The sequence below is a fragment of the Deltaproteobacteria bacterium genome (genome assembly GCA_016180855.1).
In the GTDB taxonomy this organism is placed as follows: domain Bacteria; phylum UBA10199; class UBA10199; order JACPAL01; family JACPAL01; genus JACPAL01.
The window spans coordinates 59902-83607 of the sequence record JACPAL010000010.1 but is presented as its reverse complement, the minus strand read 5'-3'; the positions used below and the strand labels follow the sequence as shown (position 1 = coordinate 83607).

Annotated in this window: 19 protein-coding genes and 1 tRNA gene; 3 read left to right on the top strand and 17 right to left on the bottom strand. The window is 50.5% G+C overall.

Going from position 1 to position 23706, the window contains the following annotated elements; translation table 11 throughout:
* Nucleotides 1-2 precede the first annotated feature (2 nt).
* The 17 genes from HYT77_05725 to HYT77_05645 form a co-directional block, all read right to left on the bottom strand.
* Nucleotides 3-1223: an MFS transporter gene (locus HYT77_05725; GenBank protein ID MBI2067490.1), complete on the bottom strand. Its 1221-nt coding sequence runs from the start codon at nucleotides 1221-1223 to the stop codon at nucleotides 3-5.
* An 18-nt stretch (nucleotides 1224-1241) separates the two neighbouring features.
* Complete coding sequence (locus HYT77_05720; protein MBI2067489.1) at nucleotides 1242-3236, bottom strand: phosphoenolpyruvate synthase; 1995 nt, start codon at nucleotides 3234-3236, stop codon at nucleotides 1242-1244.
* A 290-nt stretch (nucleotides 3237-3526) separates the two neighbouring features.
* Nucleotides 3527-3617, bottom strand: a tRNA-Ser gene (locus tag HYT77_05715).
* Between the two features lie 201 nt (nucleotides 3618-3818).
* Nucleotides 3819-4877 (bottom strand): serine/threonine protein kinase, encoded by a 1059-nt coding sequence (locus HYT77_05710; GenBank protein ID MBI2067488.1) that lies wholly within the window; start codon nucleotides 4875-4877, stop codon nucleotides 3819-3821.
* Between the two features lie 92 nt (nucleotides 4878-4969).
* The gene (locus tag HYT77_05705; protein ID MBI2067487.1) at nucleotides 4970-6313 is read right to left on the bottom strand and encodes an MFS transporter; all 1344 of its coding nucleotides are present in this window, start codon (nucleotides 6311-6313) and stop codon (nucleotides 4970-4972) included.
* Nucleotides 6310-8190, bottom strand: a complete 1881-nt coding sequence (locus HYT77_05700) for a hypothetical protein (GenBank protein ID MBI2067486.1) — start codon at nucleotides 8188-8190, stop codon at nucleotides 6310-6312. Before HYT77_05700 ends, HYT77_05705 begins: the two co-directional genes overlap by 4 nt.
* A 357-nt stretch (nucleotides 8191-8547) precedes the next feature.
* Nucleotides 8548-9825 carry a serine--tRNA ligase gene (gene serS / locus HYT77_05695; GenBank protein ID MBI2067485.1) on the bottom strand — a complete coding sequence of 426 codons (1278 nt, stop codon included), beginning with the start codon at nucleotides 9823-9825 and terminating at the stop codon, nucleotides 8548-8550.
* A 12-nt stretch (nucleotides 9826-9837) separates the two neighbouring features.
* Nucleotides 9838-10848 carry a thioredoxin domain-containing protein gene (locus HYT77_05690; protein MBI2067484.1) on the bottom strand — a complete coding sequence of 337 codons (1011 nt, stop codon included), beginning with the start codon at nucleotides 10846-10848 and terminating at the stop codon, nucleotides 9838-9840.
* Between the two features lie 261 nt (nucleotides 10849-11109).
* Nucleotides 11110-12534, bottom strand: a complete 1425-nt coding sequence (glnA, locus tag HYT77_05685) for a type I glutamate--ammonia ligase (protein ID MBI2067483.1) — start codon at nucleotides 12532-12534, stop codon at nucleotides 11110-11112.
* A 90-nt stretch (nucleotides 12535-12624) separates the two neighbouring features.
* Nucleotides 12625-12963 (bottom strand): P-II family nitrogen regulator, encoded by a 339-nt coding sequence (locus HYT77_05680; protein MBI2067482.1) that lies wholly within the window; start codon nucleotides 12961-12963, stop codon nucleotides 12625-12627.
* Nucleotides 12964-12980: 17 nt separating this feature from the next.
* Nucleotides 12981-14378 (bottom strand): ammonium transporter, encoded by a 1398-nt coding sequence (locus HYT77_05675; GenBank protein MBI2067481.1) that lies wholly within the window; start codon nucleotides 14376-14378, stop codon nucleotides 12981-12983.
* A gap of 14 nt (nucleotides 14379-14392) precedes the next feature.
* Nucleotides 14393-15556 (bottom strand): porin, encoded by a 1164-nt coding sequence (locus HYT77_05670; protein MBI2067480.1) that lies wholly within the window; start codon nucleotides 15554-15556, stop codon nucleotides 14393-14395.
* Nucleotides 15557-15714: 158 nt separating this feature from the next.
* Entirely contained in the window at nucleotides 15715-16701 is a 987-nt protein-coding gene (locus HYT77_05665) for a hypothetical protein (GenBank protein MBI2067479.1), read from the bottom strand.
* A 1-nt stretch (nucleotide 16702) separates the two neighbouring features.
* A complete protein-coding gene (locus tag HYT77_05660; GenBank protein ID MBI2067478.1) occupies nucleotides 16703-17578 on the bottom strand; it encodes an arginine N-succinyltransferase in 876 nt (291 codons plus the stop codon).
* A gap of 15 nt (nucleotides 17579-17593) precedes the next feature.
* Nucleotides 17594-18928, bottom strand: coding sequence for a M20/M25/M40 family metallo-hydrolase (locus tag HYT77_05655; GenBank protein ID MBI2067477.1), 1335 nt, complete (start codon nucleotides 18926-18928; stop codon nucleotides 17594-17596).
* 13 nt (nucleotides 18929-18941) lie between these two features.
* The gene (locus HYT77_05650) at nucleotides 18942-19382 is read right to left on the bottom strand and encodes a peroxiredoxin (GenBank protein ID MBI2067476.1); all 441 of its coding nucleotides are present in this window, start codon (nucleotides 19380-19382) and stop codon (nucleotides 18942-18944) included.
* Between the two features lie 154 nt (nucleotides 19383-19536).
* Nucleotides 19537-20187, bottom strand: a complete 651-nt coding sequence (locus HYT77_05645; protein ID MBI2067475.1) for a hypothetical protein — start codon at nucleotides 20185-20187, stop codon at nucleotides 19537-19539.
* 69 nt (nucleotides 20188-20256) lie between these two features.
* On the opposite strand from HYT77_05645, the gene argH reads away from it, so the two are divergent.
* Genes argH through HYT77_05630 form a run of 3 tightly spaced genes read left to right on the top strand, consistent with a single transcriptional unit; the run spans nucleotide 20257 to nucleotide 23700 of the window.
* Complete coding sequence (gene argH / locus HYT77_05640; protein MBI2067474.1) at nucleotides 20257-21648, top strand: argininosuccinate lyase; 1392 nt, start codon at nucleotides 20257-20259, stop codon at nucleotides 21646-21648.
* A complete protein-coding gene (gene lysA / locus HYT77_05635; protein MBI2067473.1) occupies nucleotides 21626-22882 on the top strand; it encodes a diaminopimelate decarboxylase in 1257 nt (418 codons plus the stop codon). The genes argH and lysA overlap by 23 nt, the downstream gene beginning before the upstream one ends.
* Nucleotides 22879-23700, top strand: coding sequence for a diaminopimelate epimerase (locus tag HYT77_05630; protein ID MBI2067472.1), 822 nt, complete (start codon nucleotides 22879-22881; stop codon nucleotides 23698-23700). Before lysA ends, HYT77_05630 begins: the two co-directional genes overlap by 4 nt.
* The last annotated feature ends 6 nt before the right edge of the window (nucleotides 23701-23706 follow it).

Below are 23706 nucleotides of genomic sequence, written 5' to 3'. Positions count from 1 at the left end.
TTTTAGGCAACTATCACCTGGCTATCTTTCTGACAAGGGGCGATTTTGAAATGAGTTCTACAAACCTGAAGGTAGATCAAACCCAAAATGACCAAGGTAAACCAGGCAAACCCGGTCAGTACCGCATTCAATTGGCCATGGGCCGCGTAAGAGCCTGCAATCGAAACAAGCCCGGCGCTGCCCAGTCGGTCAAAGACAGATTCTATGGAAAGGATCGTCGCCCGAAAACGGGAGTCCGGAATCGCCTCATTGATCACCTGCTTCTGGATAGGAAAGACGATACCAATAAAAAAACAGAACAGGCAAAACCCAACAATGCTTAAATACTTTCCAGGAGCAGCAATCAAAAACCAGCTGAACGTCACCGCAATCGACAAGATAAAAAGAGAATTCAAATCAGAAATTCTGAACCTCCGGAGCCAGGAAGGAGTCCAGGAGCCAAGCGCTTCGAAAAGGGTCATCACCGCCATAATACCACCAAGACTCGCCACACTCATCGATCTTTCGAGGAGGATCGGTTGATAAAAAGTGACCTGCAGTCTTCCCATTACAAAGATCGATATGCCCTGAATCATCAAAAGCAGGAGCATCGGTGAGCGGCTGAGGAGGACAAGACAGGCCTTAAACTGCCTATTCGAGGGGTTACCCTCTGAGGAAGAGACGGTAGCCGCTTTGTTCTGATTGGGCAACAGGATGACGCAAAGAAATGAGAGGGCTGAGAAAAAGGAGGTAATAAGATAGGGTAAACTTAAGTGCCAAGACATCAGGAGGCCGACAAGAGGCCAGCAGATAACCTTGCCAACGAGTCCCCAGGCGCGGGCTTCTCCTTCAATGATCTTATATCGTTCCGGAACACCGTACCTCTGACACGCCTCAAAAAGATAGGCGCTTGCCGCACCTGAGATCAATGAGCGAGAGGTAGCAATTAAAATAAAATGGGCCAGCATCCCCAAAAAGTTTTGACTCACGGCAGGAATCAGGTTGGAAAAAACCATGATCAACGTGCCCCAAAGGATGCTTCGTCGGTAACCCCAGTGGTCGGCGACCCAACCGGTCGGTATTTCCAGAAAACAGAAGGCAAGATAATAAAAACTCTGGATACTAAAAATTTGGCGGTCGTTTAATCCGATGGTCTTTTGAAACTGGTAGAAGATCGGTAACCACAGGAAGAGAGAAAAAAACGCTTCAAAGGCAATATAAAGACGGGGGATTCTTTTGGGCATACCGTTTCAACACCCGCACTAGCGATAGGGCCTGAGCTGCAGGATAAAAAGCTGATTCTTTCTTTCAACCCACTCCACATCGAGGGGGAGGCTGAAGGTGTAGTCAGGTGAAAAATGGGACTGCAACAACCGTCCCGCAACCGCCAATTTTTGCAGGAGGGCCTTCTTCTTGGGAGGCAGGTCCTCGTTGGCACATCCGAGAGAGATCGTTCTCCCCCCTCCTTCAACCGTGTTAAAAAGGTATTGATACGGAAGCTCGGCCCCTTGAACAACATTATTCACAGACCGACAAGAGACATTAAAATAAACATCCCGGAAATGGTCTTCACGCCGTATCGGATTGGTCGTGACCATGACCCCTCCCATATCCGACTGAATCTCCTCCTGAATAATAACCCCCATATAGCTGTCATCCAGAGAGATGCCAACCTCATCGCGAAATCGAACACTGCGGGGCGCAAGCAACGAAGCCCACACCTTTTTAATGCTTTCAAAAATATGATCGGCCGTTGTTACATGGTTAATCGACTCATAGATACCTGCCGCCGAAAAATTTTGTAAATCTTCGGCGTTCGAAGAACTCCGAACAACAAAACTTTTCACTCCGCCCAGATATCTGGCGATCAGATCATCGATTTGATAACGTAATCGGTCGGGCAGGCGGGTGTGAATGATCAACTGCTGTACACGAACGCAGAGGGCATCGACCTGACGAGCTTTCAGTTCGAGGGCCATTTTCAATTTTCCCAAGGTTTGCTGAAGGGCCGGGGAGGACTGCAAAAACTCCTGCTGAATCGCAAAAGGAATGGCGATTCCCTTGGGAATTTTTATGAAAGAACGTAAAAATTCTTCGGAGACCTGGTTCAAATCAGCCGAAAGTGATGTTTTGAGAAAATCGGCGAGATACGCCAACAGATTTTCACGAGGAGGGCGTGAAATGCGATAAAATCCCAGAAGCCGTTCCGATCCATTTTTCAAAATATAGTGAAGCTCTCCCAAATTAGCCGCTTTTGTTCCATACCGAAAGCGATCACTCATGCGAAGTTTTTCGAGTGGAGCAATGAGCGTATCTTCGGTTTCAGGCTCTTCCAGCTTGATGCGATGGACACTCCAAGACGGCTTGGGGACCTCCACCGGTTTATCAATTTTTCTTAAGTCAATCTCTGTCGCATTCGGAGAAACAGCATAACAGACCCAATGGCCATTGAGATTCTCTTTTTCAATTCGTTCAGAGACCCCTATTTGAACGGCGTTGGGAATCTGCCAGCCGCTCGCCAGGACATTGGTATGTGAAAGCGGCGTCGTAAAATCACCATTAATAATCCCTGAAACGCGATGGATATCGTCGGGGACACGTGGCATGGCAATAATGTCGTACCACTCAACCGTCTGTTTTTCGTGCCGGAACTCTTCCAGCGTATGAAAGAGTCTCAGACGTCCCGTCACCTCTCCGGGGTTGAGACAGATAAACCGGGCATTTCGAAAGAGCTCATGGTTGTAGACCGCCGGCAACTCCGCCGCATTCATGGTGGCAAGAATCATCTCCTGACCATGATTAGCCGGCTTGAACAAGAAGGGAAGTGAGACATCGAGAGATTCTTTAACGCGGGTATAAAAAGAGAGGAGCATCTCTTTATTCATATTGTCAATTTCCACCGTTTCGAGGGTAAAGAACTTCCCCTCATCACTCTTGTGAAGCGAGAGAATGCCAACATAAAAACGTCGATCGGGATCGAGATACAAACTTTTATTGAAATCATCGAGTGAGGCAAAGAGCTTTTCCAGTGAAACGTCAAATATCTCCTGAGCGATGTAATCGGCATGATATGGATAGACGGAATGATTCATGAAGTGAATTTTGTTTGTCTCCCGGTCGACGACAACCTTGACGAAGGGGTATCCCCCCAAAGTGCCGGAGAGATGAAGGAACGCCTGCAGGCTTAGCTTTTCATCGATAATGGCCGGAAATGGAACATTCTCCGTCGGACGAAGCTTCTGCTGAAGTTGTGGCATAAATCCCCCCGGCTTTAGGCCCTATCGTACTATTTAAGTCGGCGCCTGCCCCTAGCATACCTCTAAAGAAAAAGTCGAGGGTTTATAAAAAGCCCCCGAAGGGGCGCTGTTTTGCGGAAGGGGAGGGATTCCTCCTCCACTCGCTCTACAGCTCGTTTCGGAGCCGCGGCCTACGAAACGATTCACTGGATCGTTTCGTTACGGCCGTTCGAATCCCTCCGAAAGATTTCCATAACTTTTCTATATGAAAGCCCTTCCGAATCGCAACCGTGATAAACACCGTGGCGATTCGGAAGGGGAGGGATTCGAACCCTCGGTACAGGTTTTCACCCGTACAACGGTTTAGCAAACCGCCGCCTTCGGCCACTCGGCCACCCTTCCGTTCTATCCAAACCCCTCGGCGTCACATCGGGGTAAACCCGATGCTCGGCCTTTATAGCATTTCAACTTTTAGCGGATACGACTGTACCCGCTAAAAGTTAGAAATACTTATGGTTTATCAACAAAAATATACTAACCAAAAGCTGATCAACCATAATCCTCATCGGCAAAGAAAGGCATAGTCCAATGAGTTTTAAGGGTCTAGGATTTCTTTTGATCCGCGAGTGACAACGACAGTGACAAATCACCCGGCATAACAACCTGATCCCGTGAAGGAGTCACGAGGTGAGCAAGATAAATCTCGGGGAAAAGCTTTTGGACATGTTTCTGAAGGGTTTGGATCGTCGGACCATAACCTCCATGGTACAGGAGATATTCCAAATCATACCCCAACTCACCGGCCGTGACATAACGCTCTTCCTGCTTTATCTTCAAACACCTTAAAATAATATTTTCCAAATCCTTGGGAACGTCACCATTAAGACCGCGGACCGTTGTGATCGGTTTGTGGAGGACATTTTCCAGAATCTCTTCCCGATTTTTCCCCTTGAACGCCCGTTGTCCCGTGAGCATCTCGTAAAGAACGGCCCCCAATGAAAAAATATCGGACCGCCCATCCACCACCCCTCCTTCAATCTGCTCCGGCGAGACATAGGAGGCCTTCCCCAATCCTTCCAGAAGATCCCCACGGATGATCCCTTTCGCCTTCGCAATCCCAAAATCGGTAATCTTCACCTCCCCCTCCGCGGAGATCATCAGATTCTTCGGGCTGATGTCGCAATGAACTGCATTCAGGGGCCTACCTTGCCCATCGGTTTTGCGGTGGGCATATTCAAGCCCTCGTGCCACACGACTCGCGATGAAGGCAGCCAATTCAATCGGAATCTTTTCCTCCCTCTCAAAATGGCGCCAGATAAAATCCCTGAGGTCGACGCCCCGTACATACTCCATCGCCACGTAATAGATGTTATCAACCATACCGAGGCGGTAGATCTGGACGATGTTTTGATGGACCAGACAGGCGGCCAATTTCGCCTCACCAATAAAGAGCTGCACAAAGTCCTTCATCTCAGCAATCTCTTGCCGGATCGTTTTGATGGCAACCTGCTTTTCAAAGCCCTCCGCACCAAAAAGCTTCGCCTCGTAGACAACCCCCATCCCTCCCTCGGCGATCTTTCGTGTCAGCTGGAAATGGTAAGAATCCTGAAATTCACGGAGCGGCGTCTCGGAAATCTCACTGGAATGGTGAAAAACCTTCAAGAGTCCCCCCTAAATAAAAACGGGGATAGAATACCGCCAAGAGGAGAAAAAGGGAAGGTACAAATGCAACAGAGGGGGACCTTTTTCAGAGGTTATTTCTGATGGATCTCTTCCAATTCTGCAGAGCAATGACTCCAGGTCATAAGAAAGAGAACAACCCCGATCGCCGCAGAGGCAATAAAAAAGAGAAAGCCACCATCCCATCCCCAGTGGTCAACAATCATCCCGGTTCCAACACCGCAAAGGGCACTCCCCAGATAGCCAAAGGTTCCCGTCATTCCGGTGGCGGTTGCGGCCGCCTTCTTGGAGGCAAAATCAGCGGCAGCCACACTCACAAGCATTTGGGGTCCATAAACGACAAATCCAACGGCAAAAAGGGCCACGGCATCTAACCAGGGGTATCCCGCAGGAATCATCCACAGAGCGACCATGAAGAAGATCAACAACGCCATGCAAAGGACATTCACCGGTCCCCTCTTTCCTTTGAAGATCCTGTCAGAAATCAGACCGGCACTGATTGCCCCAACAATCCCGGCAACTTCAAAGGCGGCAACCTTAAAACCGGCCATTGTTACGGAACTCCCCTTCACCTCCACCAAAAAGGTTGGGGCCCAATCAAGCACCCCAATCCGGACGATATAGACGAAAAAATTGGCGAAACTCACAATCCAGACGAGCCTGTTTTTCAACACATGATCCCACAAAATCTCTTTGAACGAATCAGCGGAGTCTTCATGCTCATCAACTTTTCGGAGCTCTCCATGAAAGACCTCAATCGGCGGGAGACCGAGAGATTGCGGGGTATCCCGAAGCCGGTTGATCAGAAAAAAAGCGACCCCAATAGCCAAAATTGCCGGGATAATAAAAGCAGAACGCCAGCTATAATGTTCAACCAAATATCCCGCCAAAATGAGGATACCGGCCCCACCAACCTGGTGGGAGGCATTCCAAATTCCCCAGGCGGTCCCTCGCTCTGTCGGACCGTACCAATGGACAAGACTTCGAGCACAGGGGGGCCACCCCATCCCCTGAAACCATCCGTTCAAAAGCCAACAGATGCCGAAGGCGGTCAATCCGGAGCTCAGTCCAAAGATGATATTGACTATTGCAGAGAGGATGAGACCGACCGCCATAAAATAGCGTGGATTCGCCCGATCTGCCAAAATCCCATTACCAAACTTTGCAAAACCATAGATCACGGAGAAGACGGTCAAGATCCAGCCTAGATCGGTCTTGGTGTAGCCCAAGTCGGAGAGGAAAACCGGCATCGCCATCGAGAAGTTTTTTCGGACAAAATAGAAGAGCGCGTAACCGATCATCATGGAGTACATTTGCCGAACGCGCCAATGATGATAGGTTGACTTGATCTGTGCCGAGTCGGTTAAAGGCTCTGCATGGGGCTGCGCCAGTAGCGCCGCCAGGATCTTATTTTTCAAAAGGCACCCAATTCACCCTTCTCCCGTAGCATCCCTGAATGCAAGTTTATTTCCTCTGCAATGGCGGCAACATCTTCCGAATTGCGAACCCTCTCGAACATCTGGAACCAGTCATGGTTTTCACGAACTAGTCGTCCGAAATACTCGTCTTGTTGCAGATGAGCATAGTAGGTAGCGGCTGAGACAACAATCGCCTGTTTGATGACGGTGTCATCGTCATACTGAGAGGAACGAACCGTGGTCTCTGTAGTAAGGCGATTGTGTGCCTCATCAATCAAGTTTCTAATGTGGCACTCGATCGCCTCCCTCTCCTCTGGTTTAAGTCCCTTTTTGCCCTGACCCGCCTCCGTTGCATAGAATTCAGCCAATTGTTTGTAGGCCACTGTAAGCGGGGTGTAGGGGGAAACTCCCTCTTTATCAGTGCCCCAATTCCCAGGGATAGCCGCCTCACGAAAATTTCTGAGATTGAAGATGTTCCCGTTATATCGCGTCAGCCCACCCCTTCCCCATATCTTTGGCCCCACATGAATCGCGAGAAAATCATCCAGTGATTTACTCTTGGAGGCGACCCGCCCATAGCTATCCCGCCAGAGCCCGGCATTGGCGTAAATCGGGAAGAATTTGTTGACCATCGGCTCCAAACCAAACTTGAGCGAACGATCCAGAAACATCGCCCATTTGGTGTCAAAACCAAAGCGGAGCTTAGCCCCATGCCGAAACGGCATGATCAGAACCCCCTTCCAGAAGGTCTGCTTCGCTACCTCCTCAAAACTCTCTCCGCGGAAGGCGGCTCCCGTACTCGCATCAATGAAGACGGCCGTCCCTTCGAGCAGAATAACAAAGACACCAATCCCCAGATTGGTGATATCATAACCGCGATTCTTTGTGAGGCCGATCCCCACGACAAACTCCAGAGCCTCTACGGTCTTTCCGCCACGCGCAGCAAATTGACGAATCACCCCCCCGTGGGTTGCAAATAAATCGGCGAGTCGCTCCTTGCCAAACAGGCCAGCTAGTGCGATCTGCTCTCCTTCGGTCAAGGCCTTCCCGGTCTTTTTGAAAATTGGGCTGAAGAAACACCCTTCTCGCGTCACAAAACTCTTTTCGGTGTGGAGGTTAGAGGAGGCAATCAGTTTCTGGATCACCGAATCTCTTTCTGGAGAGAATCTCCATCCGATCCTTTGAAGTTTCGAGGCACCGCAACTCACATTCGCCGACCTCATGATCCACTGACCGTGTCCCGCACGGCTGCTCAAGGCAAAGAGGAGATTCTTTCCCCATTTCTGCCGAATGGTCCCAAAGAGAGAAAGGGTTCCATAGCGCATCGCCAGCTTGGTGAAATCGACCTCATGCCATCTCTTGCCATTCTGGACCTGAATCAAGGCATCCATGGCACGATCCATGAAGAACATCACATTCATCCCCGAGGCATTCAGGCCGGCGTATTGAACCGCCACCCTTTGGAAGAGGAGCATGAGGGCAAGACTTCCCATCGGAGAGACCCTGTCTTCGTAACCAAAAAAACGGCGGAGTCCCCATTCGCTCACAAAAGTGATGAGGGCAACCTCTTCTCCAAAATGAAACCACCGGTTGATCGTTCTCTCCGCCCCCTCAACCCCCTTGGCCTTGAACGCCTTTCCAATGATGTTTCTTGTGAACCAATGGGCTTCCGAGGGAAGTCGCTTGACCAGGAGCTGACGCAGACCTATCCCTAAGGCGAGTGAACCCAACGCAATGGCGACCGCCTTGTAATCGGTCTCTCTCTCACGCTTGATCGGAATATTCAGACTGGAAGGACACCGGTAAGAAACAGACCCAACAGAATGCCCGGAAGAATAGTATCCATCAGAAGCTCCCACCGCTTTTGGAACAGTCACTTGAACCCTCCAAAAAGTTACTTCTGACCCTTAAAAACAATAACCGCTAAGTACCTCGACTCGTAATTACTATAGCATTTCAACTTTTGGCGGGTACGCATGTGCCCGCTAAAAGTTAGAAATACTTATGGTTTATCAATAAAAAAGTACTAACCAAAAATTGATCAACCATATGACGTATATACAAAGCCAAAAAATCAACAAAATTACTCGCTCAGCACTAGTCCTGAGTAAATAAATTCGTCACCGAATTTATGAATCGAAGGACTAAGTGACAGCCTTAAATCGAACTGCCCAACTATTTAGTTTCGGAAATTGTTTAGACCAAAAGAGGAAAGTTTTATTGGTGATTGTTCATTAATTGGACACTACCCTCTCAACCCCCAGATACGGAACGAGCGCCTTCGGAATCCTAAATCCTTTCCCATCCTGAAAATTTTCCAGAATGGCCGCAATCGTTCGGCCAACCGCCAAACCAGAGCCATTCAAGGTATGAACGTAACGCAGTTTCTTTCCCTCGGAGCGAAACCGGGTATTGACCCTCCTGGCCTGAAAATCCTCAAAGTTGGTGCAAGAGGAGATCTCCCGATAAGCTCCTTTTCCCCCATTTTGGCCCGGCAACCAAACCTCAATATCGTAGGTCTTGGCGGAAGCAAAACTCATGTCGCCGGTACAAAGCGTCACAACACGATAAGGCAACTCCAAAAGTTGCAAAACCTCTTCAGCATTTGACAAAAGTTTTTCGAGTTCCTCGTATGACTTCTCCGGATGGGCGAACTTCATGAGCTCCACCTTATCAAATTGGTGCTGCCGAATCAGGCCTTGTGTATCTTTGCCTGCTGCGCCTGCCTCACTCCGAAAACAGGGGGTGTAGGCAGTGACCAAAACCGGAAGATCCTTCTCTTCAAGAATCTCATCCTGATAAAGGTTTGTAAGAGGCACCTCACCCGTGGGAATCAGATAAAGCCCCTCGGTCGTCTTATAAAGATCCCCCTCAAACTTGGGGAGATTGGCTGTCCCGGTGAGCGAACGGGCATTTGCCATCGCCGGTGGCCAGATCTCCTGATAGCCATGATCACGGGTATGGAGATCGAGCATAAAATTGATCAACGCCCGCTCCAGTTTTGCCCCCCAACCCCGATAGACAACAAACCTCGATCCAGCAATCTTGGCGGCACCCTTGAAATCAAAGATTCCAATCTGTTCCCCAATCTCCCAATGCTCCCTTGGCCTAAACGAGAATTCGGGAATCTTTCCCCACTGGCGTAACTCTTTATTATGAGAGCTGTCGGTACCGACAGGAACAGAGGGATGAGGAGTATTAGGAATATACAAAAGGAGAGTGTTGAGTTCTCCCTCGACCTCCGAGAGCTGCCCTGAAAGATCACTAACACGACCTGCAACCTCTTTCATTTGCTCCAGGAGGTCATCAACCGCTTTCCCCTCTTTTTTCCTCTTTGGGATCTCCTGAGAAACCTGATTTTGACGAAAGCGGAGCTGGTCAAATTCAACCTGAACACTCTTTCTTTTTTGATTGAGCTTCTCCAGAGAGGCAAGGTCGAATGAGACCCTCTTCTTCTGAAGCGCCTCCTGAACGAACGGAAGATTTTCTAAGACGAACTTAAGATCTAGCACCGTTTCAAGTTGCTAATTGGCTGTCAGCTCGTCGTCAATGATTTCTTTGAAATCCGGGAAGGGGCGAGCACCGGAGATCATCCGACCATTGATAAAAAAGGCCGGTGTCCCAGAGACACCAACCTTCTGGCCATCCTCCAACCCCTGACGTACCCTCTCCGCAAACTTGTTGGAATTCAGACATTCTTCAAACTTTGATTTGTTCAGACTGATCTCAGAGGCATATTTTTTCAGATCTTCAACCTTCAAGTCTTTCTGACTCGCAAACAGTTTTTTATTCATCTCCCAGTATTTCCCTTGATCGCCCGCACAGTGAGCTGCCTCATGTGCCTTGAAGGAATCCCGATGGAAAGAAAGGGGAAAATCGCGAATGACATATTTTACCTTACCCTTGTAGTCACTCAAGACCTGGTTGACCGTCTCACGAGCCTTTCCACAAAAAGGACACTGATAATCGGTAAACTCCACCATATGAACCGGGGCCTTGTCCGGACCGATCGCAGGGCTGTCCCCTTCCGGAACCTCGAGCTTGGTCGCCTGAATCAAGACCTGGATATCCAGCCCCTTCCTGAGCTTGGCAACATACTGGTCCAAAACCTCACCCCTTTTCTGACGGGAGAGCATGAACTGGATATTCCCTTTCAGCTCATCAAACTTCTTCTCTCCAAACCGCCCTTTGTTGTCGTTGTAAAATTTCTCCACTTCCTTGTCAGTGACCTTGATCTGACTGTCGACGTTTTTTTGCAAAAGCTCTTCCTGGCTGATCCCCTGTTTTTTGGATTCTTCTTGAAGCACCTGATCCTGAATGATCTGGTCCAGCCCTGCCTTCTTGACATCGTACAGTTCCATTTCGGCCCGAACAAATTCAGGCCCCATCACCTTACGGATATCCTCATCGGTGATCTCCTTGCCGTTGATTTTAGCAACAATCCCCGGCTGAACCTGAATCACCGGAGCCGATTTCTTGGAACAACCGATGCCTAAAAGAACCGGCAGACAGAACAGGAGAAGTAAATTTTTCATGATCCCCCCTTTAAATTTGGTTAAGGAGATCGACTCTAGCAGAGCAGGCCACAGGATAAAAGAAAAAAATAGGGGCAGGTATAAACCTGCCCCTACAGACCAGGCAATTTAGCAGGATGTTGATAAAGGCCCATCTACTTCGTTGGCTGTTTCGGTCGCTCCTCGACGTACCGACAAGTACGCCTGCGTCGCGCCTCAGCAGCCTGCCTCATATCTGGGACCTTTCTCAACATCCTTTCAAACCCCTCTGTCAACAGACTGTTAGATATCGAAATAGAGGGAAAATTCGTACGGTACCGGACGGAGCCGAACCGGGTTCAGCTCGTGATCCGTCTTGTACTCAATCCATGTCTCAATGACATCCTTGGTGAAGACATCCCCCTTCAGCAAGAAGGCATGGTCCTCTTTCAAGGCCCGCAGGGAGTCCTCAAGGGAGCCCGGCATCTGGGGAACCCGGGAAAGTTCTTCGGGACTTAAGGAATAGATATCCTTCTCCAGAGGATCACCGGGAAGAATGCGGTTTTGAATCCCGTCAATACCGGCCATGCACATCACGGCAAAGGCGAGATAGGCATTGCAGGAGGGATCGGGAAACCGGACCTCAAGCCTTTTAGCTGCGGGGGAGGAGGAATACATCGGGATTCTGACCGCCGCAGAACGGTTTCGGCATGAGTAGGCCAGGTTCACGGGGGCCTCAAAACCGGGAACCAGCCGACGATAAGAATTCGTTGTAGGGTTGGTAAAGGCAGCAATGGCACGTGCATGTTTCAAAATACCACCGGCATAATGGAGCCCCATCTCGGAGAGACCACCATACTTGTCACCGGCAAAAAGCGGCTTGTCACCCTTCCAGATCGACTGATGACAGTGCATCCCGGAGCCGTTATCACCGAAAAGTGGCTTTGGCATGAAGGTAACGGTCTTCCCATGACGACGGGCAACGTTCTTCAGGATATACTTGAACCACATTAGCTTGTCCGCCATTTTGGTCAATGTATCAAACCGCATGTCGATCTCACACTGACCGGCGGTCGCCACCTCATGATGCTGACATTCGACATGAATCCCGATCTTTTCCATCTCCAGAACGGCCTCACTACGTAAATCTTGAAGGGTGTCCGTTGGGGGAACCGGGAAATAACCCTCTTTATAGCGGGGCTGATAACCGAGGTTTGTCTGACCATCAGCCAACTTCTGGGATCCGCTGTCCCACTGCCCCTCAACCGAATCAATATAGTAGTAGCCACAATTGGAGTCCTGCTTGAAGCGGATGCCGTCAAAAACAAAAAACTCCGCTTCGGGACCAAAAAAGACGGAATCGCCAATACCGGTTGACTTGACGTACGCCTCTGCCTTCCGCGCAATATAGCGGGGATCACGGCTGTACGGTTCCTTGGTGATTGGATCGACAATGTTACAAATCATTGTGAGTGTCGGAATCTGGCAGAACGAGTCCATGCAGGCACTGTTGGAATCCGGCAAAACAAGCATATCCGACTCGTTGATCGCCTGCCATCCACGAATCGAGGAGCCGTCAAATCCAAGCCCCTCTTCAAAAATCTTTTCTGAAAGCTCTGAAACGGGAACTGAAAAATGTTGCCAGACCCCCGGAAAATCGACGAACTTGAAATCAACAATCCTTGTCTTGTTCTCCTTGGCAAAAGCCAATACCTCTTTTGGTGTCATAATGTTCTCTCCTTTTTTGTTTCGAAATCAGTTAAAAAAAGACGGGTAGCCCCTAGCATGGCAACTTATAAAATGTAAAGTGGGGGTTGATCAGATCGCCGCTTTGCCGGTCTCACCCGTCCGAATCCTGACAACCTCATCGAGCGAGGAGATAAATATCTTTCCGTCTCCAATTTTACCGGTTTTTGCCGTCTTCTCGATCGCCTCAACCACCGCCTGGGCCTGCCCATCCTCTACCACGACAACGACCTGAACCTTGGGCAAAAAGTCAACGATGTATTCGGCACCACGGTAGAGTTCCGTGTGCCCCTTCTGACGCCCGAACCCCTTCACCTCAGCAACGGTCATCCCTTTGACACCCAGTTTCTGGAGGGCATCCTTGACTTCATCGAGCTTGAACGGCTTGATGATCGCTTCAATTTTTTTCATAATTCAAACCTCCCTGTTTATGAATGTCTCTCAATCGAAGAAGCTGTCTGAAAATCAGGATAAGCCCTGTTTCCATGTTCTCCAAAATCGAGTCCCTCTAGCTCTTCCTCTTCTGACACTCGAAGCCCTACTGTCAACTTGATTAGCAGCCAGGCAACGGCCGAAGCAACGACCGTAAAAAGAGCAACTCCAAGAACGCCTGTCAGTTGAGCGATCAACTGATCCGTTCCTCCGCCGAAGAAAAGACCATCCTTAACCGTGTTAGCGGTAATCTCCTTCTCCGCAAACAATCCGACAGCGATAGTCCCCCAAACACCATTAACCAGATGGACAGAGAGGGCCCCGACGGGATCATCCACCCTGATTTTATCAAAGAAGATAACCGCCAGAACAACCAGAATACCCGCGATCAAACCAATGACGACCGAACTGCCAACACTGACAAAGGCACAGGGGGCTGTAACAGCCACGAGGCCGGCCAACGTCCCATTAAGGATCATACCGAGATCCGGCTTGCCCAGAATAATCCAGGCGGTCACCGTTGCGGAAAGGGTTGCCATCGCCCCAGCCATGTTCGTCGTAACTGCTATATGCCCGATGTGCGCCCAGTCGGCAGCCATTGTAGAGCCTGGATTGAATCCAAACCAGCCAAGCCACAAGATGAGGCAACCGAGTGTCGCCGTCGACATATTGTGGCCCGGAACGGGATAAACCTTGCCATTACGATATTTCCCGATACGCGGCCCGAGGAAAAGGACCCCCATCAAGGCAGCCCAACCACCCACGGAATGGACAACGGTTGAACCGGCAAAATCAAAAAAACCTTTCTTGACCAACCAGCCACCGCCCCAGATCCAGTGACCCGTTATCGGATACAGAATTGCGACAATAATAAATGAAAAGAGGATGAAGGAAACGAATTTGATTCTTTCAGCAACCGCTCCGGAGACAATCGTTGCAGCCGTTCCGGCGAATACGAGCTGGAAGAAGAACTTCACAAGGAGAGGGACGCCGGTCCAATTAAGAGACCCGTAAACCCCCTGATACGCCTCTCCGGTGGCAGGACTATTATCAGCCCCCCCTAAAAACCAGAGACCCTGCTGTCCCAAAAATCCATTTCCATCACCAAACATGAGACCGTACCCCAGAATCCAGTAGGCGACTGATGAAACAGCGAACACAATGAAATTCTTGGCCAGAATATTGACACAGTTTTTTTGCTGACAGAAGCCCGATTCCACCAGCGCAAAACCGGCATTCATCCAGAAGACCAGAAACGCTGTAATGAGTGTCCAGACAGTATCAGCAGCTATCTTGAGATCTCCTGCCTCCTGGGCTCTGGCCAGGCTTGGATAAGAACCAACCGCCAGGATTATCACCGCGAGTGTCAAAAACAGGTTTTTACGTCGTTCCATAGTTTCCTCCTAGGCTAGAATGAGTAGACCAACTGTGCACCCAAGGTATCCTGGAATCTTCGTGAGGTTCCATTCCCACGTAGAAAAGAACCAAAATTACCATGGTCATGACGATATTCAAATCGAAGATCCATCCCGTCAGCTAAATAAAGATGAGAGGTGAGCGTCCCTTCCTGGAGGTTTGTTGATGCCGTAGCGCCCGTCGCCGCCCCCGCCATGATACCGGCAGCTCCCGTATCATCGTTCAAATATTCTCCACGAACGGTCAGCCCCAAGAGGTCACCGGACTTCCAATCAGCATATGCAGCAACTCCTTGCCAATCAGCAACCCCGTTCGTTCCACCAAAACCACCGTCACGCCCAAGATCATAATTGACGGCAAACGTCCAGTGGTCGGTCGGGGCATAAATCAGAGAGGTGTCAATAAGGGTGCGAAGCGTTCGGTCGTTTCCGTTCTGCTCCGGACCAACCGTGCCTCCCAGGAGAAATGTAACCGTCTCTACAGGCTTGACCGTGAGCATGGCGTGAACCGATTTGCCATTATTGTTGTCCGTCACGTTGTTCCATCCGTTGACAACACCAAGATCCAGACTGACCTGATCGGAAAATGAGTAGCTCCCTAAAATGCCGGTGTGGGTCAACGGAATCGCATAATTAAATAGCAGCCCACGGGAAACATTGTAGTTCGCGGCCGCCTCAATCACCTCCCCACCATGCATCGTCACAAACTTTCCCGCCTTGATCTTGAGCCCATTACCGACCTGGTCGACATTAAAGACCAAAAATGCCTGCTGGAGATCAAAGAGATCAGTGCCAACCCCAAAACCTCTCGCATGATAAAACTGGGCATCGCGGCCAAAATCAAGATCCGTCCTAAAAGTAATCCAATCAGCAGGTGAATTCTCAAGCGCCAACTCCACCAACCCAACATTAAAGGTGTTCGGAGAGACATCAAATACCCGGTAGGCATTCGCCGCCTGTGCCCCCGCCGCTGCAAGGACCGGAGTTGTTGTCGGCCTGTTCAGGTTGTAGTTGTAATTCAGGTCAGCCGATCCGGTCACCTTCGTTTTGTCCCAAAAAGAGTCCTCCTTTTTTTCCGCAGCAAAAAGTTCTGCTGAGGTGACAACGAACAGAAATCCGAGTATTCCCACCGTTAGAGCACTAGCCTTTTTTCTCATAGTTTCTCCTTTTTAAAGGTTTGAGGCTTCACATAAGCAACTTGCGTGCCAACCATCTCATCAAATAATCCCCTCTTTATTTCGAGATGAGATCACTTTTCCTATTTTGCCTGCCAAAGTTTTGAGCAATGCACAAAAGTCGGGCAAATGGAGGATAATTATTTGTAAAGATGCCTCGATCGAAATTCTGTAACAGCCGGCGTCACTTTGGCCGGGTCGTCAATCAACTCCCCCAAGTCGCCAATCATGCACTTGACCGCGCCACCCCCTTTTTTCAAAAACTCGGAGACATCAATCGGGATCGGTGTCACACCCCGTCCTTGAATCTCCTTCATCAGCTCTTCACTCGCCCCCTGCGGGATAATCAGTTTCAAACCACCCGGCGTCCGGATCTGGTAGGAATTGGCCGCATAAAAGAAGGCATCCCTTGTCGAGAGTGGAACAACCCTATCCCCAAAAACCTTTTGGAAACGCTCCCTTGATTCCGGGGCAAGCCCTTCCAGATAGGCGAGTAGATTCTCCCTCCTCTCCCCAAAGGAACAGAAGACCGTGTCCCCATGATAGTGCGATTCGAGCTGGAGCTCAAAATCATGAACGGCGCCGGTCCCCAGAAACGGCCGGAGTTCTTGCAAGGAGGTCCGCTCTGTCCTGAACCCATAAACCCTCTTCCAGGGGGGGACTGCCACTTTGGGAACAAACCGTTGCTTAACAACCCCTCCATACGTGAAAACATATTCCCCGTTGGTAGGAAAAAGCTCCGCCTCTCCTTCAAAGCGCGGCCTGATCGTGACAACGTTAAAACCAAGGCCATTCAGGAACTCCCGATAAACCGGCATCTCACCGGCGCGTGAAGGGAGAAGGTTGGAGAGGACAAACTTTTTTTGCTGGATCGGCATCTTCTCTTCGAGCTGGCTTAGGAAACCGGCATTGGCAGGATAAACGAGGCCAGGATTTTGGGGATGAGGGGGAACGACAAACACCGTCACTCCATTGTCGGTCAAGTACCGCGCAAGACCGTGCCATTGCTCGATCGCCTTCTGTTTGTTGACCGATTTCCTCTTCCCCCACCAGTTACGAGTAAACGGATTCCCCCCCCCGACGATGTGAAAGTGACTGGGGTCTCCCATTAAGACCGCGCGAGCCATCTTATCCTCCCCACTCCACTTCAACCGACGCCTGTTTCAAAAAGTCCTGAACCAGGTTGATCTTCACCTCTTTCTGGAGCGCCCCATAATGGGGGCCACCATCAAACGGGTCGATCTGTCCTAAATAGTGAAAACCAACCTCAGAAAGCATTCTTGCAACCGGTTTTGTATCAGAACCGACCTCCCCAATGAGGAAGCGGGCCTCTTCAGGAAGAAAGAGGGTATAAAAATCACCGTCGGGGAAAAGGGAGGTTATAAATTCCTTGTCGTTTCGCGAAAGACGATCCGCCTCCAGATAGTCCAGACCTGTAAACTTTCTCCCCAATGATTCCCACAGGAGCGATTTTCCTTCGGGTGTTAAAGGGGGCAGGAGCTCCACCAACAATCTCTCCTGAAAACGCCTTGGATTCCGATCGATATACAAAAGCCTCGCAAAGGAGAGGGTCTTTCCGAGCTTCTGGGGATGACCTCGATACCCCGGATCAAGAATCAGCCCCCCCAACTCGGTTCTCCCCTCCGCATCAAGACGAAGCCTCAAGATCTGATGCTTGAAAACTTTTTTCAATTTTCGGGACGCCTTCTGAACCTCCGTCACTTCAAAATAGTTATGGGGTGTCTCAGGCGTCCCGTGCCGGGCAATAATGAGAGAACAGCCGGCCACCTTTTTTTGATCCCCATCAAAAAGCACAAAAAGATACTCCCCCTCATCTTTGTCCTCGAGCTTTCCAGTAAACGATCTTTGGGAAAGAGCAATAAGCTCCTTCATCTCTTTCGATTCGGAAGGAAGGGTTAAAAACCCGCGCGCCGAAGGGAGGGTGGTTAGCCGTAAAAGCCCTTCCAAATCCTCTGATCGTGCTGGTCTTAAATGAAACGTCATACGAGGAAACAAGCCTTAGCAAAACTGACGCAAAAAAGCGGTATAAAAATCGACGGCCCTTTGTAACTGCGAAATCTCATTATGTTCATTCGGTTTGTGAATATTGCCGACCGCCTTGCCGGGGCCAATCACAACCGCCTCCGCCCCCATCATCGCAAGAATCGCCCCCTCTGTGTTTCCCGATTTCACCGGAAAGCTGATCTCTGAACCCACGGAGCGAAGCGCCGTTGTGACCCGTTCAACAATTTCCGATTGAAGCGAAGTATCAAGCGGCGGGTTCGATGAAAGGACCTTCAGTTCGGCTCCAGGAATCTGCACAAGCTCCTTCAAGAGGGCAAAAAGGGTGTTGCCATCGGTCGATGGGATCAGGCGGTAATCAAATTCAATGAGGAGACGGTCCCCTTCCTGCCTGATGACCCCTATATTTCGTGTCGTCACGGGCGGGTCAAACGCCTCGTCCCGATCTTTTTCAAGAAATTGATCGACGCGTTCTACAATCTGCCAAAATTTCTTCAGAAAATCGATCTGAGGAGAGAAGTTCGACCCTTTCGCCACCTTGAGGAGACATTTTTCCGGCACAATATTATGAACCGTTCCCCCTTCAACGCTGATCAACTGAAGGTTCGGCTCTTTCGCCTGTTCCTCAAAGAGCCACTGAAATGCCTTTTCAATCGCGTTGTCACCCAAATGCGGTGTGGAGCCGTGGGCGGCTTTGCCGTGAAAGGTTAACTCCCTCACCCCTAACCCCTCTCCCGCTTGCGGGAGGGGGGAATTAAAAAACAACTTCATGTACAAAATCCCTTTGTGTTTCAAAACCGGCCTTAGATCTGACGCCTCGCTCACCAACGCAAAACGGGGATGCATCACCTCCGATTCGCGAAGCCGTTTGATCCCGGCGAGTCCCCGCTCCTCCCCATAAGAGCCGACAAGCGCAAACGGAATCTTCACATTTTTTAGACCAACCGTTTCAATCGCCTTGAGCTTGCAAAGAATATCAACCTTGGTATCGGCCGATCCAAGTCCGTAAAGCTTCTCCCCCTTGATCGTGGCACAATACGGATCCCCTCCCGTCTCCGTCCAAAGGGAGAGATCCCCGGGAGGAACCGTATCAAGATGAGTCACCCAAAGGAGCCCCTTGGGACAAAGATCACCGGAGTTTGGTGGAACGGTATGGGCAATCAGATTCAGGTCCTCACCGGTCGAACCACCCGCGGGGGCCTGAAAGGTCAGGTTGAAGCCGAGCTTTTCACAAAACGGCGCGACAAACTGCACCGCCGCCCGGTTCCCCTCCTGCGAGATCGACCGGATCGCAATCAATTTTTTAGCCTCTTCGAGAAGGTCCCAGGTCATCGGATCACCCCACTCAGATCTCGTTCAGAATTTCCTCGGCATGTTCGGCAGGACTGACCTTGCGATAGATCTTTTTAATCCGCCCCTTGCCATCAATAACAAAGGTATGCCGCGAGGGGAACAGAAGCCCACCCGACCCATACGCCTTCGCGATCTTTTTGTCGGCATCGACAAGCAGACGGAACGGGAGCTCATGTTTCTCCTTGAATTTCTCATGGGAAGACTGGTCATCAAAGCTCACGCCGAGGATTACCGCATTCTTTGATTCAAACTCTTTGCTGTAATCCCGAAATTTTTTTGCCTCGATCGTACAGCCGGGCGTATCGTCCTTTGGATAGAAATAGAGAATGACGGTCTTCCCGCGGAACTCCTTGAGCGAGACCGGGTGTCCCGTATCATCAATTGTCGAAAAATCAGGGGCCAGGTCCCCCACTTGAAGTTCTTTGTCGGCCATAGCTCCTCCTGAAAAGGTTAACATCAAAAGGGCGAGGGAGAGTTTTTTGCACATGATCAAGGATTAATCCAGTACGAACTTAAAGATCAAGTCGCCAGAAAATCGGCGAGTGCATAAGTGGGATGTGGCGAAGATCTGTAGACCGGATGGTCTCTCATAAACCGGTCAGGGTCCACTTTTGCCCCCCCCGGAGAAGATAAGCGACGGGTACTTCACGAACAAAGATTGTCTCTTTTGGTGAGCGGGATGAAAATCCGAACATCTCTTTAAAATATTCCCTGAGGGAGGGCACGCGAGGGGTATTCGTAAAATCAAAATCAAAGATCCCCGAGGGATGTTTTAAGACGGCATGCCACCCTCCACTCCATATAATCGACTCCTCCCAGAGAAATGTGCCACCTCTGGCACACCGAGGTATCAGGCCATACCTCTCTTGGTTGTAGACCAACAGGACCGAGGCTTGAGACAGGGAGATCCCCCTTGCACGAGCCTCATCAATGAACTCGATGATGTTTCTTCCACATTCGCCCTGACGATACATTTTGGAATAAAACAGCTCTTCAAAGAGAAACCGGAGTCGCGCGGCATGATCGACGGGAGGCCCGGCCGTCCAGAGACGAGAGGCGATCACTCGTGCCTGACCAAGTCGCTGGGCGAGCCAGGCATCGGCAAAGACAATACCGAAGGCCGACACGGCCGAGAGGGCGATAAGAGGGGCGGGGATCCCAACGCCCTCTTCTGAAGCAACTGGGCTGTTCCCGCGATTTGAAACGGATTGAATCATGAGCATTTTTATTATCGGCATCCGGGATAAGTTGTTGTCACCCGTGCTTTCCTTGACAAGAAGCGGAGCGCTTGAGCATATTGGCCACCTATGTCCCCCAAGAAATGGAGTAACCGTTTTGAGAAGGGTTTAAGTCCACTCGCGCTCGACTTCACCCAGTCGGTCTCGTTCGATAAAAAGCTCTATTATTACGATGTGTTGGGAAGTATCGCCCATGTCAATGGTTTGGCACGCGCCGGCCTCCTCTCGACACGAGAGAAGAGTCGTCTCATGGCAGCCTTAAAAAAAATCCTCAAGGATGTCGATTCCGGGAGAGTGGAATTCAGAGAGGATCTGGAGGATGTCCATCTCAATATTGAAGCCCTCCTGATCAAACACCTCGGCCCCCTCGGAGGAAAGATCCATACCGGCCGAAGCCGGAATGATCAGGTGACACTCGATCTCCGGCTCTATTGTCGGGACCGCCTCGAAGAGCTTCATAGTTCACTCCTTCATCTGGAAAAATCTGCCCTGACACTGGCCAAAAAAAATCTCGATATCATGATGCCCGGCTACACCCACCTGCAACCAGCACAACCGATCCTCTTTTCCCATTACCTCCTCGCTTACGTAGAGATGTGGGAGAGGGATCGATCTCGAACCCTGGAATGCCATCGGCGAATGAACGTCTGCCCGTTGGGATCTGGGGCACTTGCCGGCACCAGTTATCCGATCGATCGGGAGAAAGTGGCCGGGGAGCTTGGGTTCATCGATGTAACGCATAACAGCCTTGATGCGGTCTCGGATCGTGATTTCGTAATCGAGAGTGGTTCGGTCGCTTCCCTCTTGATGATGCATCTCTCACGGCTTGCGGAAGAACTGATTCTTTGGAGCTCAAAGGAGTATTCATTTATTGATCTGCCGGAAGAGTTCTGCACCGGCTCCTCCATGATGCCACAGAAGATAAATCCGGATGTCCTCGAACTGATCCGCGGAAAAACGGGTCGTGTGTATGGGCACCTCTTCTCGCTTTTGACACTCATGAAGTCACTGCCACTCGCCTACAACAAAGATATGCAGGAGGATAAGGAGGCGGTTTTTGATCTCCTGGATACCGTGATCGATTGTGTCGACATGATGGCCGAGCTGTTTCCAAAAATGAAACCAAACAGAGAGCGAATGCGAGAGGCGTTGCAGGACAGTTTTCTGCTCGCAACCGATATCGCCGACTGGCTCGTTCGCCGGGGAGTTGATTTTCGGTCGTCTCATGGGATTGTCTCCCAACTGGTTCGGTATGCGGAAGAACACGGGAAAGAACTGACGGAGCTCTCCCTGGTAGAATTTCGAAAATTCTCAAAAAAATTCGATCTGGGGGTTCTAAAGATCCTGAAGCCCGAGGCCTCCATCGCGCTCCGAAACAAGACCGGTGGCACCGCCCCGGAGGCAGTCAAAAAAGAGATCAAGAGACTGGAGAAGCGGCTTGCATCATTTTCATTACGTTAAAAATGAACTCCATTGCGAATCGGTGCCACTTCGCAAAATCGCCGAGGCGGTTGGTTCCCCGGCTTACATTTACAGCTATGCGACGTTCGAGCGTCACTTCAAGGTATTCGACGGTGCGTTTTCAGAAATCCCCCATCTCACCTGTTTTGCGGTAAAGGCAAATTCAAACATCGCCATCCTCCGGGCGATCTCCCAGTGGGGGGGGGGTGTTGATATCGTCTCCGGCGGTGAGCTCTTCCGTTCGCGGACCGCCGGTGTGCCGGCCAATCGGATCGTTTTTTCAGGCGTCGGCAAGACGGAACAGGAGATGCGACACGGATTACGGGAACGAATCCTTCTCTTCAACATCGAATCGGAAGAGGAGCTCATCAAGCTGTCAAACGTCGCCAAAGATTGTGGAAGAGCAGCCCCGATTGCCATTCGGGTGAACCCGGATATCAATCCCAAGACCCATCCTTATATCTCCACAGGTCTCAAGAAGAGCAAATTTGGCGTCCAGATCCGTGAGAGTGTTCGACTCTACAGGATCGCCAGGGAGTTGCCCGGAATTGAGGTCCAGGGAGTCAGTTGTCATATCGGTTCCCAAATCACCCGGGTCAAACCGTTTGTTGAGACCGTTAAAAAACTGGGGGCGTTGGTGAGCACGTTGAAAAAACTGGGGCTCACGATTCGCTTTCTCGATTTAGGTGGAGGGCTCGGCATTCCGTATGACAAGGAATCCCCTCCTTCACCGGCGGAGTACGCCAAGGCGATCGCCCCGGAGTTGAAAAAGCGGAATGTCACGCTCCTTTTGGAACCGGGGCGCGTCATTTCCGGCAATGCCGGAATCCTGCTCACCAAGGTCCTCTATCGAAAGAGGCAGGGGAATAAAATCTTTGTGGTTGTCGATGGGGGGATGAACGACCTGATCCGTCCTTCCCTCTACGGTTCCCATCATGAGATCTGGCCCGTTGAAAAGAGAAAGGTCAAAAAAGAAAAAGTGGACGTGGTCGGACCTGTCTGTGAATCGGGCGATTTTTTAGCGAAAGATCGCCGCCTGCCTGCTGCACGTCCCTCGGACCTTCTGGCCGTCATGAGTGCCGGGGCGTACGGTTTTGTGATGGCCTCCAATTATAACTCCAGACCGCGAATACCGGAGGTGTTAGTGCAGGGTGAGCAATTTTTTGTGATCAGACAGAGAGAGGAGTATAAAGATCTGCTCAAAGGGGAGCATGTCCCGAAGTTTTTAATATGAACATCTCTTTCACCAAAATGCACGGTCTCGGTAACGACTTTATTGTCATCGATGGAAGGAAGAGGAAACTTCCCGAGATGGCCAAGGCGGCGAAGCTTCTTTGTGATCGACGCCTCGGTGTCGGCGCCGACCAGCTCCTCCTCCTCGAGCCATCCAAAAAGGCGGATGTCCAGATGCAGATCTACAATGCCGACGGAAGCCAGGTGGAGATGTGTGGAAACGGGATCCGCTGTGTCGCCCAGTACGTCTCAAATCATGGGAGCGGGGAACAGGAGGTCCGTGTCGAGACAATCGCCGGCGTTCAAACGGTCAGGATTCTGGGAGACGGTCAGATCCAGGTCAATATGGGGAGGGCGATCCTCAAAGGGGAAGAGATCCCGGTCAAACTGAAAGGACGCATCATCAATCATCCCCTCCGAATCCACGGGATCGAATACCGGATGACCTGTGTCTCGATGGGGAATCCGCACTGCGTCCTGTTTATCGACAATCTCAAAGAGTACCCAGTCCATGAAAAGGGGCCACTCATTGAAAACTACTACCTCTTCCCCAACCGGACAAATGTCGAATTTGTGAAGGTGATTTCCAAAAAGAAAATCGAGATGAGGGTCTGGGAGCGTGGCGCCGGTGAGACACTTGCCTGCGGAAGCGGTGCCTGTGCCGCCGCGGTCGCCTCCCATTTAAACGGCAAAACCGAGAGAAAGGTGGAGGTTAAGCTGCCAGGCGGCACTCTCGAGATCGAATGGAACCGGGCCGAAGACAGCGTTTATATGACCGGTCCGGCCACAACCGTTTTTGAAGGGAAGATTGAGTTATAGTTGCTA

Coding starts and splice junctions, on each gene's coding strand:
- HYT77_05725 (MBI2067490.1), bottom strand. CDS start 1,223: ATGCCCAAAAGAATCCCCCGTCTTTATATTGCCTTTGAAGCGTTTTTT.
- HYT77_05720 (MBI2067489.1), bottom strand. CDS start 3,236: ATGCCACAACTTCAGCAGAAGCTTCGTCCGACGGAGAATGTTCCATTT.
- HYT77_05690 (MBI2067484.1), bottom strand. CDS start 10,848: ATGAAAAATTTACTTCTCCTGTTCTGTCTGCCGGTTCTTTTAGGCATC.
- glnA (MBI2067483.1), bottom strand. CDS start 12,534: ATGACACCAAAAGAGGTATTGGCTTTTGCCAAGGAGAACAAGACAAGG.
- HYT77_05680 (MBI2067482.1), bottom strand. CDS start 12,963: ATGAAAAAAATTGAAGCGATCATCAAGCCGTTCAAGCTCGATGAAGTC.
- HYT77_05675 (MBI2067481.1), bottom strand. CDS start 14,378: ATGGAACGACGTAAAAACCTGTTTTTGACACTCGCGGTGATAATCCTG.
- HYT77_05670 (MBI2067480.1), bottom strand. CDS start 15,556: ATGAGAAAAAAGGCTAGTGCTCTAACGGTGGGAATACTCGGATTTCTG.
- HYT77_05665 (MBI2067479.1), bottom strand. CDS start 16,701: ATGGCTCGCGCGGTCTTAATGGGAGACCCCAGTCACTTTCACATCGTC.
- HYT77_05660 (MBI2067478.1), bottom strand. CDS start 17,578: ATGACGTTTCATTTAAGACCAGCACGATCAGAGGATTTGGAAGGGCTT.
- HYT77_05655 (MBI2067477.1), bottom strand. CDS start 18,928: ATGACCTGGGACCTTCTCGAAGAGGCTAAAAAATTGATTGCGATCCGG.
- HYT77_05650 (MBI2067476.1), bottom strand. CDS start 19,382: ATGGCCGACAAAGAACTTCAAGTGGGGGACCTGGCCCCTGATTTTTCG.
- HYT77_05645 (MBI2067475.1), bottom strand. CDS start 20,187: ATGCCGATAATAAAAATGCTCATGATTCAATCCGTTTCAAATCGCGGG.
- argH (MBI2067474.1), top strand. CDS start 20,257: ATGTCCCCCAAGAAATGGAGTAACCGTTTTGAGAAGGGTTTAAGTCCA.
- HYT77_05630 (MBI2067472.1), top strand. CDS start 22,879: ATGAACATCTCTTTCACCAAAATGCACGGTCTCGGTAACGACTTTATT.